The following is a 233-nucleotide window of genomic DNA, read 5'->3' on the forward strand; positions in this document are numbered from 1 at the left end:
TAAGTATTCGGAGTTTGATAGGGTTTGGTACATTGGTGTATGCCCTAGCCCATTCAGTGCTCTACCCCTTATAGCTACTACACAACGCTATACCTAAATATATTTCGGAGAGAACCAGCTATCACGACGTTTGATTGGCCTTTCACCCCTATCCACAAGTCATCCGGAGCCGTTTCAATGGCCGTCGGTTGGGTCCTCCACTAGTTCTTACACTAGCTTCAACCTGCTCATGG

1 rRNA gene is annotated in these 233 nt (G+C 47.2%); it reads right to left on the reverse strand.

What is annotated here, in order from left to right:
• Positions 1-233, reverse strand: a 23S ribosomal RNA gene (locus KJQ99_RS10325); the annotation flags it as partial.

The sequence above is a fragment of the Campylobacter sp. 2018MI13 genome (assembly GCF_018501135.1).
Taxonomy (GTDB): domain Bacteria; phylum Campylobacterota; class Campylobacteria; order Campylobacterales; family Campylobacteraceae; genus Campylobacter_E.